This window comes from Xanthobacter pollutisoli, from assembly GCF_040044995.1.
Lineage (GTDB): Bacteria > Pseudomonadota > Alphaproteobacteria > Rhizobiales > Xanthobacteraceae > Xanthobacter.
In genome coordinates this window covers 799,499-812,476 of sequence record NZ_JBDZDP010000001.1, presented here as the reverse complement: position 1 = coordinate 812,476, position 12,978 = coordinate 799,499, and the positions used below count along the sequence as shown (strand labels likewise).

6 protein-coding genes are annotated in these 12,978 nt (G+C 73.8%); all 6 read left to right on the top strand.

The window, feature by feature from the left end; all coding sequences use genetic code 11:
- Window positions 1-60 precede the first annotated feature (60 nt).
- The 6 genes from ABLE93_RS03810 to addA all read left to right on the top strand — a co-directional run bounded on the left by ABLE93_RS03810 (window position 61) and on the right by addA (window position 12,977).
- Window positions 61-1,305 (top strand): ArgE/DapE family deacylase, encoded by a 1,245-nt coding sequence (locus ABLE93_RS03810; RefSeq protein ID WP_348838013.1) that lies wholly within the window; start codon window positions 61-63, stop codon window positions 1,303-1,305.
- 364 nt (window positions 1,306-1,669) lie between these two features.
- Window positions 1,670-4,087: a sensor histidine kinase gene (locus tag ABLE93_RS03805; protein WP_348838012.1), complete on the top strand. Its 2,418-nt coding sequence runs from the start codon at window positions 1,670-1,672 to the stop codon at window positions 4,085-4,087.
- Complete coding sequence (gene tsaE / locus ABLE93_RS03800; RefSeq protein ID WP_348838011.1) at window positions 4,084-5,655, top strand: tRNA (adenosine(37)-N6)-threonylcarbamoyltransferase complex ATPase subunit type 1 TsaE; 1,572 nt, start codon at window positions 4,084-4,086, stop codon at window positions 5,653-5,655. Before ABLE93_RS03805 ends, tsaE begins: the two co-directional genes overlap by 4 nt.
- 29 nt (window positions 5,656-5,684) lie before the next feature.
- The gene (locus ABLE93_RS03795) at window positions 5,685-6,386 is read left to right on the top strand and encodes a nucleotidyltransferase family protein (RefSeq protein ID WP_348838473.1); all 702 of its coding nucleotides are present in this window, start codon (window positions 5,685-5,687) and stop codon (window positions 6,384-6,386) included.
- A 43-nt stretch (window positions 6,387-6,429) separates the two neighbouring features.
- Window positions 6,430-9,477 carry a double-strand break repair protein AddB gene (gene addB / locus ABLE93_RS03790; RefSeq protein ID WP_348838010.1) on the top strand — a complete coding sequence of 1,016 codons (3,048 nt, stop codon included), beginning with the start codon at window positions 6,430-6,432 and terminating at the stop codon, window positions 9,475-9,477.
- Entirely contained in the window at window positions 9,474-12,977 is a 3,504-nt protein-coding gene (gene addA / locus ABLE93_RS03785; protein ID WP_348838009.1) for a double-strand break repair helicase AddA, read from the top strand. The genes addB and addA overlap by 4 nt, the downstream gene beginning before the upstream one ends.
- Window position 12,978: the final 1 nt, after the last annotated feature.

The following is a 12,978-nucleotide window of genomic DNA, read 5'->3' as shown; positions in this document are numbered from 1 at the left end:
CTTTCACCGGATGCCAGCACCGGCGGGCCTGCGGTCCGCCCACCAACAAGGAAGATCCAAATGTCTGCCGACGTCTCCACCGCCGACACCCTTCGCGCCTTGATCGCCGCGCGCACCGAGGCGCAGCACCAGTTCCTGGCCGAGCTGGTGAAGGTGCCGTCCGACAACCCGCCCGGCGACTGCGCCCCCCATGCGGCGCGCGCGGCCGAGCTGCTGGAGGCGCTCGGCTACAAGGTGGAGCGCCACAGCGTGCCGGCCGACAGGGTGAAGGCGGCGGGAATGATCTCGGCCACCAACCTCATCGTCCGCCACCGCTTCGGCGAGGGGGACAGCGGCGGGCCGGTGATCGCCCTCAACGCCCATGGCGACGTGGTGCCCCCCGGCGAGGGCTGGACCAAGGATCCCTACGGCGCGCAGGTGGTGGATGGGCGCATGTATGGCCGCGGCGTCGCCGTCTCCAAGTCGGATTTCGCCACCTATGCCTTCGCCCTCGATGCGCTGAAGCGCTCCGGCCTGAAGCTGAAGGGCACGGTCGAGCTGCACCTGACCTATGACGAGGAGATCGGTGGCGAGGTGGGGCCGGGCTGGATCCTGGAGACCGGGCTCACCAAGCCGGACTACGCCGTCTCCGCCGGCTTCTCCTATGCGGTGGTGGTGGCACACAACGGCTGCCTGCACCTGGAGGTGGAGGTGATCGGCAAGTCGGCCCACGCCGCGCTGCCCTTCACCGGCATCGACGCGCTCGATGCGGCGACGCAGGTTCTCACCGCGCTCTATGCCTATCGCGACACGCTGAAGGACAAGGTCTCCGACGTGCCGGGCATCGGCGCGCCGCAGCTCACGGTCGGCCTCATCTCCGGCGGCATCAACACCAATGTGGTGCCCGACCGCGTGACCTTCCGCCTCGACCGCCGCATCGTGCCCGGCGAAAATCCCGAGGCGGTGGAGGCGCAGGTGCGCGAGGTGATCGCCGGAGCCCTGGCGGGGTCGAAGGCGAAGGCCGAAGTGCGGCGCATCCTGCTGGCCCGGCCTCTGGTTCCGGGGCAGGGCGCCCTGCATCTGGCCGGCATCCTCTGCCGCAACGCCTCCGCCGTGACCGGGGAAGAGGTGAAGACCACCGGCGTGCCGCTCTATACCGATGCCCGCCTCTATGCCGAGGCCGGGGTGCCGGTGGTGCTCTATGGCGCGGGTCCCCACACCATCGAGGAGGCCAACGGCCACCGCGCGGACGAAAATCTGCTGCTCGCCGATCTCGACAAGGCGACGCTGGTGATCGCCCTGACCTTGGCCGAGATGCTGGCCTGATCGCCGACGCGCCCGCGCCGCTCTCCCCTGCGGCGCGGCTACCTTCGCCGATCCCGCCCGCCGCGAGAGGGATGCTGCGGCCACGCTCCAGCATGGCCCGCCGCGGGGCGTGTCGCCGCCGTCCCCTTGTGGGCGCCCGGCGGTCCGCCCTTCAATGCGGCGGGCGGCTCCGGTATTCTGCCGCGATGATTCGCGGGTCGCCGGAGAGAGGCTGCGGCGCCCGTCGGGCAGGGGAAGGACACCGGGGCGAATGGCGGAGCGCATCCGGATGAGGGGCATCCGGCGCAAGGGCGCTGAGCTGCCTGCGCGCGGGCGCGCTGGCGGACCCGCGCCGTGCACGCCATCCCCCGCACGCCCTGTCCGCGTGCACGCCCGCTTCCGTTCGCTTCGCGCCCACGCCGCCACCTTGCTCTGCGCGTCCGCTCTGGCCGGCGCTGCCACGCCGGTTGCCGCCGCTGACTGGGACGTGGTGCACACCGGGCTCGCCGCCCTGTGGCCGGTGCTCGCCCTCGGGTCTCTGGCCGTGGTGGGGCTCTTCGCCTTGCGGGCCCACCACATGGCCTCCACGCTTCGCACGCGGGTGGACACGGCGGAGGAGGGCGCCCGCACGGCCGCCGCCGCCGCCGCCCGCGCCCGGGCGGAGGCCCACGCTGCGCGCACCCTGCTCGCCGCCGGCGCGCCGGCCTTCATGACCTGGAGCGGCGCCAACGGGGCGGTGGACGTCCATGGCGCGACGCCCGAGGCGCTGCGCGCCGGCCTCGGCCCGGCCGCTCCGGCCCTCGACGCGGCGCTCGCGCGGCTGAGGCGCGAAGACGGCGCCGTCTCCCTCGCCCTCGACACGCCGGGCGGACCGGTGCGGCTCGACGGCCGCAGCCTCGGCGGCGCCGGCGTGCTGCTCCTGCGGCCCGAGGCGGCGGGGCCCGATCCCGCGGTTCTGGAAGGGGTGGCGGAGGGGCTAGGCGCTGCGCTCGAAGCCGCCCCGGCGCCGGCCTGGCTGCGCCGGCCCGACGGCAGCCTTGCTTACGTCAATCCCGCCTTCGTCGCGGCGGTGGGCGCGGCGTCCGCCGAGGAGGCCCGCGCCGGCGGGCTCGACCTGCTCGATGCGCGGACCCGCTCGGCCGCTGCCACGGCGGAGGGCGAGGGCGGACATTTCCACCAGCGGGTCAAGACGGTGGCCCACGGCCGCAGGCGCCAGCTCGACGTGGTGGAGGTGGCCGGCGCCTTCGGCACCGCCGGCCTCGCCTTCGACGTGACCGGCGAGGAGGATGCCCGCGCCGAGACCGAGCGGACGGTGGCCGCCCATCGCCGCACCCTCGACCAGCTGACCACCGCGGTCGCCATCTTCGGCGCCGACGAGCGGCTGGTGTTCCACAATGCCGCCTACGAGCGCCTGTTCGACCTCGCGCCCGCCTTCCTCGACGCCAAGCCGGCGGAGGGCGAGATCCTGGAAGACCTGCGCACCCGCCGCAAGGTGCCCGAGCAGGCGGACTTCCGCGCCTGGCGCGCCCAGCTGCGCGAGGCTTACCGCGCCATCGAGCCGGTGAACGACTGGTGGCACCTGCCCGGCGGGCAGATGCTGCGGGTGGTGGTCACGCCCAATGCGGAGGGCGGCATCACCTATCTGTTCGACGATTTGTCGGAGCACCTCGCCCTGGAGGGGCGCTACAACAGCCTCATCCGCATCCAGGGCGAGACGCTGGACGGCCTCGCCGAGGCGGTGGCGGTGTTCGGCGCCGACGGGCGGCTCAATCTCTACAACCAGGCCTTCCTCGCTCTGTGGTCGCTGGACCCCCAGGCCATGGGCGCCAAGCCCCACGTGGATGCGGTGGCCGCCATGTGCCGGCCGCTCTACGGCGAGACGCAGGCCTTCGCCCGCATCCGCCATGCCGTCACCACCATCGGCCCGCGCGAGGCGGTGGCGCTGCGCATCGACCGGCCGGACGGCCGCGTGCTGGACGGCGCCACCCAGCCCCTTCCCGACGGCGCCACCATGGTGACCTTCCGCGATGTCACCGACAGCGTGAAGGTGGAGCGGGCGCTGACCGAGCGGGCCGAGGCGCTGGAAGCGGCGGACAAGCTGAAGAACGCCTTCGTCGGCCACGTCTCCTACCATCTGCGCACGCCCCTCAATACCTTGATGGGCTACGCCGACATGCTGCGCGAGGGCCTCGCCGGCCCGCTCAACGACCGCCAGCGCGACTATCTGGAGCACATGCGCCTGTCGTCGGACCTGCTCAGGGCGCTCATCGACGACATCCTCGATCTCGCCACCATCGACGCCGGCGCCATGGAGCTGGACCTCGCCGAGGTGGACGTCCGCGACATGGTGCTCTCCGTCGCCGAGGCGGTGCGCGATCCGGTGGCGGAGGCGGGGCTGGAGCTGGCGCTGAGCATCGACCCGGCCGCCGGCCGCTTCGTGGCCGATGCGCGGCGGCTGCGGCAGATCCTCTTCAACCTGTTGTCCAACGCCATCGCCGTGTCGCCGCCCGGCGGCACCGTCGGCCTCGGGGTGGTGCGGCGCGACGGCGCGCTGATCTTCACCGTGCGCGACGAGGGTCCGGGGGTTCCCGCCGAGGTCGCCGGCTCGCTGTTCGAGCGCTTCGAGAGCCGCAGCGCCGCGCCGCGCCACCGGGGCGTCGGCCTCGGCCTTGCCATCGTGCGCTCGTTCGTGACCCTGCACGGCGGCTCGGTGAGCGTCGGGCCGGCCTCGGCCGGGCGCGGCACGCTCGCCACCTGCATCTTCCCGTTGACCGGCGAGCGCCGGCGAGAGGCCGCCGAATGAGTCTCGTGCTCGAACGCCTGGAGGGACAGCCCGTCGCCTGCCGCGTGGTGCTCGCCGACCTCGACGCCACGGCGCGCCTTGCCGCCATGCTGGCGTCCTGGTTCGGCCCGAAGGACACCATCACCCTCACAGGCGACCTCGGCGCCGGCAAGACCGAGTTCGCCCGCGCCTTCATCCGCCTGTTCGCCGATGATCCCGCGGTGGATGTGCCGAGCCCCACCTTCCCGATCCTCATCTCCTACGATTTTCCCCGCGGCCGCGTGGTGCATGCCGACCTCTACCGCATCCAGGACGAGGATGAGCTGGACGAGCTCGGCTGGGACGAGGCGCGCGAGAACGCGCTCCTGCTGGTGGAATGGGCCGACCGCGCCGAGGCGCGCCTGCCCGCCGACCGGCTCGACGTGGAGCTCTATCTTGCCTCCGGCACGGCGGATGCCGAGGGCCTCGGCCCCGATGCCCGCATCGCCGTGGTCACCGGCCACGGCAGCGTCGGCCCGAGGCTCGACCGGCTGATGATCGCCGAGGGGCTGATCGAGCAGAGCGGCTTCGCCAAGGCCGCCCGCCTGTTCCTCCAGGGCGACGCCTCCAGCCGCTCCTACAGCCGCCTCGTGCTGCCCGGCCGCTCGGCCATCGTGATGAACGCGCCGCGCCAGCCGGACGGGCCGGCCCTGAAGCGCGGCCTGCCCTACAGCCAGCTGGTCCACCTCGCCGAGGACGTGAAGCCCTTCGTCGCCATGGACCGCGCCCTGCTGGCGCAGGGCCTCTCGGCGCCGCAGATCTATTCCGCCGACCTGGAGGCGGGTCTCCTCGTGCTGGAGGACCTTGGCCGCGAAGGCGTCGCCGCCGGCAACCCTCCGGCGCCGGTGCCGGAGCGCTACGGGGTGGCGATGGAGGTGCTCGCCGCCCTCCACACCCGCGCCCTGCCGCGCACGCTGAACGTCGCGCCGCGGGTGGAGCGCGCGCTGCCGGCGTATGACGTCGCCGCCATGCTCACCGAGATCGACCTGATGCTGGACTGGTATCTGCCGTCCCGCGGTATCCGGCTCGACGGAGTGATGCGCGAGGAATTCCATTTGCTGTGGCGCAGCGCCCTCAACCCGGCCATGGCCGAGCCCGCGACCTGGGTGCTGCGCGACTATCACTCGCCGAACCTCATTTGGCTGCCCGGCCGCGAGGGCCTGCGCCGCATCGGCCTCATCGACTTCCAGGATGCGGTGCTGGGGCCCGCCGCCTACGACGTGGTGTCGCTGGCGCAGGACGCCCGCGTGGACGTGCCGGAAGAGCTGGAGCTGCAGCTGGTGGGCGATTATGTGCGGCGCCGGCAGGCCGCCGACCCCGGCTTCGACGCGCGCGGCTTCACCCGCACCTACGCGCTCATGGGCGCGCAGCGGGCGACCAAGATTCTCGGCATCTTCACACGGCTCAATGATCGCGACGGCAAGCCCCACTATCTGAAGCACCTGCCGCGCATCCGCCGCCATCTCGCGCGCTGCCTCGGACATCAGGAACTCGGCTCGCTCCGCTCCTGGTACGAGGCGGTGCTGCCATCGAAGGATCTCGCCGCGTGACCGAGACAGGACCCGCCGTAACCACCGCCATGGTGCTCGCCGCCGGGCTTGGCACGCGCATGCGCCCGCTGACCGACAGCCGTCCCAAGCCGCTGGTGGAAGTGGAGCACAAGGCGCTGGTGGATCACGTGCTCGATCGCGTCGCCGCGGCCGGCATCCCGCGCGCCGTGGTCAACCTCCACCACCATGCCGACATGCTGGAAGCGCATCTGAAAGCGCGCGCCGGCGCGCCCGAGGTGGTGCTGTCCGACGAGCGCGCCCTGCTGCTGGAGACCGGCGGCGGGGTGCGCAAGGCGCTGCCGCTGCTCGGTGCCGCGCCCTTCCTCGTCATCAATTCCGATACCATCTGGATCGAGGGCATGTGGCCCAACCTCGTCCGCCTGACCGAGCATTTCGATCCCGAGCGCATGGATGCGCTGCTGCTGCTCGCCTCCGCCGCCCATTCCATCGGCTATGACGGCATGGGCGATTTCCAGATGGACAAGATGGGCCGGCTGACGCGGCGGGCCGAGCGCCTGGTGGCGCCCTTCGTCTATGCCGGAGCCGCCGTGCTCGCCCCCCGCCTGTTCGAAGGGATGCCGGACGGCGCCTTCTCGCTCAACCGGGTGTTCGACCGCGCCGGCGAGGCGGACCGGCTCTTCGGCTTGCGGCTCGACGGCATCTGGATGCATGTGGGCACGCCCGACGCCATCGCGCTCGCCGAGGAGGCGATCCAGCGCTCCAGCGACTGAGGCCGCCCGGTCGGATCGGGCCAAAGACCGCAGGAGGCCGAGAGTGCCGCGCGTGCTCACGATTCCGCCGTCCGCCCCGTTCCTGCCGACGCTGGCGCGGGCGCTGCTCGACGGGGCGCTGGTGGAGGGCTTCGGCCCGCGCGGCGATCCGCTGGCGCTCGCCGGGGCCACCGTGTTCCTGCCCACCCGGCGCGCCGGGCGCCTGTTCGCCGAGGCCTTGCTGGAGGCGTCGGGCGGCACGGCGCTGCTGCTGCCGCGCATCGTTCCGCTGGGCGACGTGGACGAGGACGCCCTCGCCTTTTCCGAGGACGCCCCGGTCCTCGCCGCGCCGCACGCCATCTCGCCGGTGCATCGCCGTCTGGTGCTTGCCCGGCTGGTGGCCCACTGGCGCGATACCCTGTCCAAGGCGGCGGGACGCGAGGCGGTGGCGGCCGGCACCGGCGCCACCTTCGCCCTGGCCGACGCCCTCGGCGCCCTGTTCGACGATCTCACCACCGCCGGCCTTGAGGTGGAGCAGCTCGACGGTCTCGTGCCCGACGAGCTCGACCGCTACTTCAAGGTGGGACTGGATTTCGTACGCATCGCCCGGCGCGCATTCACCGCCTATCTCGAAGCGGCCGGCCTGGTGGAGCCGGCCTTCCGCCGCGACGCGCTGGTGGATGCCGAGGCGCGGCGCCTGACCGGGCTCGGTGCCGCGGCGGGGCCGGTGATCGCCGCCGGCTCCACCGGCTCCATGCCGGCGACGGCGCGCCTTCTGAAGGCCATTGCCAGCCTGCCCCTCGGCGCCGTGGTGCTGCCGGGCCTCGACCTCGGCCTCGACGCGCCCTCGTTCGAGCGCATCGCCGATCCGAGGGATGGGGCGCCGGACCATCCGCAATTCGGCCTCGCGCGGCTCATCGGCACCCTCGGCGTCACGCGCGGCGAGGTGTGCGCGCTGGCGCCGCCCGCCCCGTTCGGCCGCGAGGTGCTGATGGGCGAGGCGCTGCGCCAGGCCGAGACCTCGGACCTCTGGGCGACCCTGTCCGACCGCCTGCCGCCCGACGCCCTCGCCGCCGCCATGGCCGGCATCAGCGTGGTGGAGGCGGACGACCCGCGGGCCGAAGCCCTCGCCGTCGCTCTGCTCCTGCGCGACAGCCTGGAACGGCCGGGCGAGACCGCGGCCCTGGTGACGCCGGACCGCGACCTCGCGCGCCGCGTGGCGGCGGAAATGGCGCGCTTCGGCGTGGCGCTGGATGATTCCGCCGGCACGCCGCTTGCGGACAGTCCGGCCGGCCGGCTCGCCGGGCTCATCGCGGCCGCCGCGGCGGAGGCCCTGGCGCCGGTGCCGCTGTTCGCGCTGCTCACCCATCCCGGCGCTCGCTTCGGCCTCGACGCGGCGGCGAAGGCCGAGGCGGTGGCGGCCCTGGAGCTTGCCGCCTTGCGCGGTCCGCGGCCGGCCGCCGGCATCGAGGGCCTGCGCGCGGCCCTCGCCGGCTTCGACCCCGAGAGCTGCCGCCGCTTGGATCCGCGCCGCCGGCTGGACGGCCGCGCCATCGCCCGCGCCGGCGACCTGGTGGACCGGCTCGACGCCGCCCTTGGGCCGCTGCTGGCGCTGGGCGACCGTCACGGCGCCGTGCCGCTGGCCGAGCTGGTGGCCGCCCATCGTGCCGCGTGCGTCGCCGCGGCGGGGCCGCTCGATCCCGAGGCCGAGGACCCGGCCGAGGCGGCCCTCGCCCGCACCTTCGACATGCTGGGCGAGGTGGCGGCGGATGGCCCCGGCCTCGACCTTTCCGCTTATGCCGAGGCGGCCGGCGCGCTCTTCGCCGACGCCATGGTGCGCCCGCGGGCGGAGCCTGATGCGCGCATCCGCATCCTCGGGCCGCTGGAGGCCCGCCTCGTATATGTGAACCGCGTGGTGCTCGGCGCGCTGGTGGAAGGCGCGTGGCCGCAGATCGCCCAGACCGACCCCTGGCTGAGCCGGCCCATGCGCAGCACGCTGGGGCTCGACGTGCCCGAGCGCCGCATCGGCCTTTCGGCGCACGATTTCGCCCAGGCGTTCGGCGCCCGCGAAGTGGTGCTGACCTTCGCCGCCAAGGTGGGCGGCACCCAGAGCGTGCCCTCGCGCTTCCTGCAGCGCCTGAAGACGGTGGCCGGCGAGGCGGAATGGACGGCGGCGTGCGGGCGCGGCGCCCGCTTCATGCAGGCCGCCCGCCGGCTCGACGATGCCCCGGCCGTGCCCCGCGCCACCCGCCCGGCGCCGGCGCCGCCGCTGGCGCTGCGCCCGCGGCAATTGTCGGTGACGGAGATCGAGACCTTCCTGCGCGATCCGTATTCCATCTATGCCCGCCACGTGCTCGGCCTCGTGCCCCTCGACCCGCTCGACGCGGTTCCGGGCGGGGCGGAGCGCGGCACCGCGCTGCACGAGGCCATCGGCCGCTTCACCGCCGCATTTCCGCGCGAGCTGCCGCCCGACGCACTGGAGCGGCTGCTGGAAGAGGGGCGCCGCGCGTTTGCGCCGCTCGCGGCCTTTCCCGCCGAGCACGCTCTGTGGTGGGCGCGCTTCGAGCGGGCGGCGGCCTTCCTCGTCGCCTTCGAGCTGGAGCGGCGGATGGATCTCGACGGGGTGGCGGCGGAGGCGGGGGGACGGCTGGAGATCGCGCTCGCGTCCTCCACCTTCCACCTTACCGGCCGGGCCGACCGCATCGAGATGCGCCGCGACGGAGCGCTCAACATCGTCGATTACAAGACCGGCTCGGCGCCGAGCGCCAAGCAGGCCGCCTCGCTCTCGCCGCAGCTGCCGCTGGAGGCGGCCATGGCTCAGCGCGGCGCCTTCCGCAACGTGCCGGCGGCGCCGGTGGAGGAACTGCTCTATGTCGAGCTGAAGGGCGGCGCCACCGGCGGCGAGGAAAAGCCGGTCAGGGTCAAGGACCGCTCCACCGCGGATCTTGCTAACGACGCCCTCGCCGGCCTCGAAAGCCTGCTGAAGGCGTTCGAGAATGTGGCGCAGGGCTATCGCTCCCTCGCCGCGCCGCAATGGGCCGGCCGCTATGGCGATTACGACCATCTCGCCCGGGTGCGCGAGTGGGCGCTGTCGGGGGAGGAGGGCGAATGAGCGCGCTTGAGGCCACAAGCTCCCCCAAGGCGGAGGCGACCCGGCGCCAGGCCGAGGCCTCGCACCCTGCCGTGTCCGCCTGGGTCTCGGCCAATGCCGGCTCCGGCAAGACCCATGTGTTGGCGCGCCGGGTGATCCGCCTGCTGCTGGCGGGGACGCCGCCGGGGCGCATCCTGTGCCTGACCTATACCAAGGCCGCTGCCGCCAACATGGCCAACCGGGTGCTCGCCATCCTCGGCCGCTGGGCGCGCATGGGCGATGGCGATCTCGACGCCGCCATCGCCGAGGCGGTGGGCGCGCCCGCCGATGCGGGCCTGCGGGCACCGGCCCGCAGGCTGTTCGCGGCCGCGCTGGAGACGCCGGGCGGGCTGAAGATCCAGACCATCCACGCCTTCTGCGGCGGCCTGCTGCACCGCTTCCCCTTCGAGGCCGACGTCGCGGCCGGCTTCCGCGAACTGGACGAGGCGGCGCGCCAGGAGCTGATGGCGCGCATCCGCGCCGATCTGGTGGTGGCCGCCAGCGGCGCACCCGACTCCGCCTCCGGAGAGGCGCTGGCACGGCTGACCGAGGACATTTCCGATCGGGGCCTCACCGAGCTGATCGAGGCGGCCATCGCCCTGCGCGCCCGCATCCAGCCGCTGGGCGAGACGCCGGCGGCGCGGCGTGCGGCGGTGGCGCGCGCCCTCGGCCTGCCGCCTGGCCTGAGCGTCGGCGAGGTGGAGGCCGAGATGCTGGCGAGCCCGCACCTGCCGCGCGCCGAATGGGCGGCGGTGGCGGCGCTGCTGATGGATGCGGACAAGCCCACCGAGCGCGAGCGGGGCGAGGACATGGCGGCGGCCGCCGCGGCCGGGGACGACGCCTCGGCCCTCGTCGCGTGGCGGCGGGTGTTCTTCACCAAGGATGGCCTGCGGGCCGAGGCGCGGTTCCTCACCAAGGGCTTTGCCTCGGCCCATCCCGACCTTGCGGAGCGCCTGCGCGCCGAGCGCGACCGGCTGGCCGCCCTGGACGACCGGCTGAAGGCCGCCTTCACCCTGGAGCGCACCGGCGCGGCCCTCACCCTGGGCGCCGAGGCCTGCCGGCGCTACGGGGCGGAGAAGGCGGCGCGCGGACTGCTCGATTTCGACGACCTCATCGCCAAGGCGGCGAGCCTGCTCGCCGAGCAGCCGACCTTCGTGCAGTACAAGCTCGACCAGGGCATCGACCACATCCTGGTGGACGAGGCGCAGGACACGAGCCCCGACCAGTGGAAGGTGGTGGAGGGCCTCGCCTCCGATTTCTTCTCCGGCGAGGGGGCGCGGGCCGGCGTGACCCGCACCATTTTCGTGGTGGGCGACGAGAAACAGTCCATCTTCTCCTTCCAGGGCGCGGACCCGAGGGCATTCGGCGAGATGCGCACCACCTTCGCCCGCAAGGTGGGCGACGAGGCCTTCCGGCGGGTGGAGCTGCCCCATTCCTTCCGCTCCGCCCCCGGTGTGCTGGAGGCGGTGGACACCATCTTCAGCCGGGTGGAGGCCTATTCGGGCCTCACCCTCGATCCGGCGCCGCCGGTGCACGCCGCCATCCGTGCGGGGGCTCCGGCGCTGGTGGAGATCTGGCCCACCACCACGCCCGAGCCGCGTGTGGAGCCCGACAACTGGCGCCGGCCGCTGGACGAGGTGCCGGCGGATGACCCGGTGAGCCGGCTCGCCGCGCGCATCGCCCGCTTCATCCAGGCCGGCATCACCCAGGGCCTCGCCATGCCCTCGCGCGAGGGGCGTCCCCTGCGCGCGGGCGACGTGCTGGTGCTGGTGCGCCGGCGCGGACGGGTGTTCGAGGCGGTGATCCGCGCCCTGAAGGAATTGAACGATCCCCGCGTGCAGGTGGCGGGCGCCGACCGCCTCGTGGTGCCCGAGCACATCGCCGCCCTTGATCTGATGGCGCTCGGCGATGCCGTGCTCTCGCCGGACGACGACCTCGCCTTGGCGGCGCTGCTGAAGAGCCCGTTGTTCGGCTTCGACGACACCGACCTCATGGCCCTGTGCCCGGAGCGCGGCGGGCGGCTCGGCGCCGTGCTGGCCGCCGCGGACGATCCGCGCCTTGCCGCCGCCGCGCGCCGCCTCGCCGCATGGCGGGACGAGGCGCTGGCGGCGCGGCCGTTCGATTTCTACGCCCGCGTGCTGGGGCGCGATGGCGGTCGGCGCGCCATGCTGGCGCGGCTCGGCCCCGAGGCAGCCGACGTGCTCGACGAATTCATGGCGCTCGCCCGCACCTACGAATCGGGCGAACCGGCGAGCCTTGCCGGCTTTCTCGCCTTCCTGCGGCGCGGCGGTGCCGAGACCAAGCGCGACATGGAGAGCGGCCGCGACGAGGTGCGGGTGATGACCGCCCACGGCGCCAAGGGGCTGGAGGCCCCGCTGGTGATCCTCGCCGACACGGTGGACATGCCGCGTCCGCGCACCTCCGGCGGGCTGCTGCGCCTGCCCGGGGCGGACGGCGACGTGCCGGTCCTGGCGCCGCGCAAGGCGGAGGACCCGGCCGTGCTCGCCGCCGCCCGCGCCGCCGCCGCGGCGCGCGAGCTGGAAGAGCATCGCCGCCTGCTCTACGTGGCGCTCACCCGCGCCGAGGACGCGCTGGTGGTGTGCGGGGCGGAGACGCGGGCACCAGCCAGGGGCAAGGACAACGCCCGGCCCGAGGGGTGCTGGTACGATCTGGTGCGCGCGGCCCTTGAGCCGGAGGCCGAGGAACGGGACGCGCTCGGCTTCGAAGGGCGGGTGCTGCGCTGGCGCAAGGGGCCGGGCTTTGCCGCCGTCGGTCCGGCGCCTATCGCCCTCGCGGAGGCCGGTGGAGCGCCCCTGCCGGCCTTCAGCGGCCCGCCGCCTGTCGCACTCGCTCCGCGCCGTTTGACGCCTTCGGGGCTCGGGATCGATGCGGAGACCGCCGGTTCGGGCCTGCGCACCCCATCTCCCGAATCCCCGCTGCCTCCCCTGGTGCGAGGCGATCTGGTGCATCGCCTCATCGCCGGCCTGCCGGAGATCGCTCCCGACGAGTGGACGGCTGCGGGGCTGCGCCTGCTACGCCATGCCGCCTCCGGTCTCCCGGATGCCCTGCATCGCGAGGTGCTGGACGAAGCCCTGGGCGTTCTCGGCCATGCGCCTATCGCGGACCTGTTCGGCGCGGGAAGCCGGGCTGAGGTGCCGGTGGTCGGCCGGCTGTGGGACGCGGACGGCGTCCCGCTTCACGTCTCCGGTCGCATCGACCGTCTCGCGGTGGGCCAGGAGCGGATCGTCGTGGCTGATTTCAAGACCGACAGGGTGCCCCCGGACGAAGGCGCGGCGGCGGGCGCGGGCTATGTGGCGCAGCTCGCCGTCTATGGCGCTGTTCTGTCGCAGGTGTTCGCCGGGCGCACGGTGGAGGCGCGGCTGGTCTATACGGCCGCGCCGCGGGTGATTTTGCTCTCGCCCGCCGAGCTCAACGCCGCGCTGGAGCGCCTCGGCGTGTCACCACGGCGTGACGCGCCTTGAC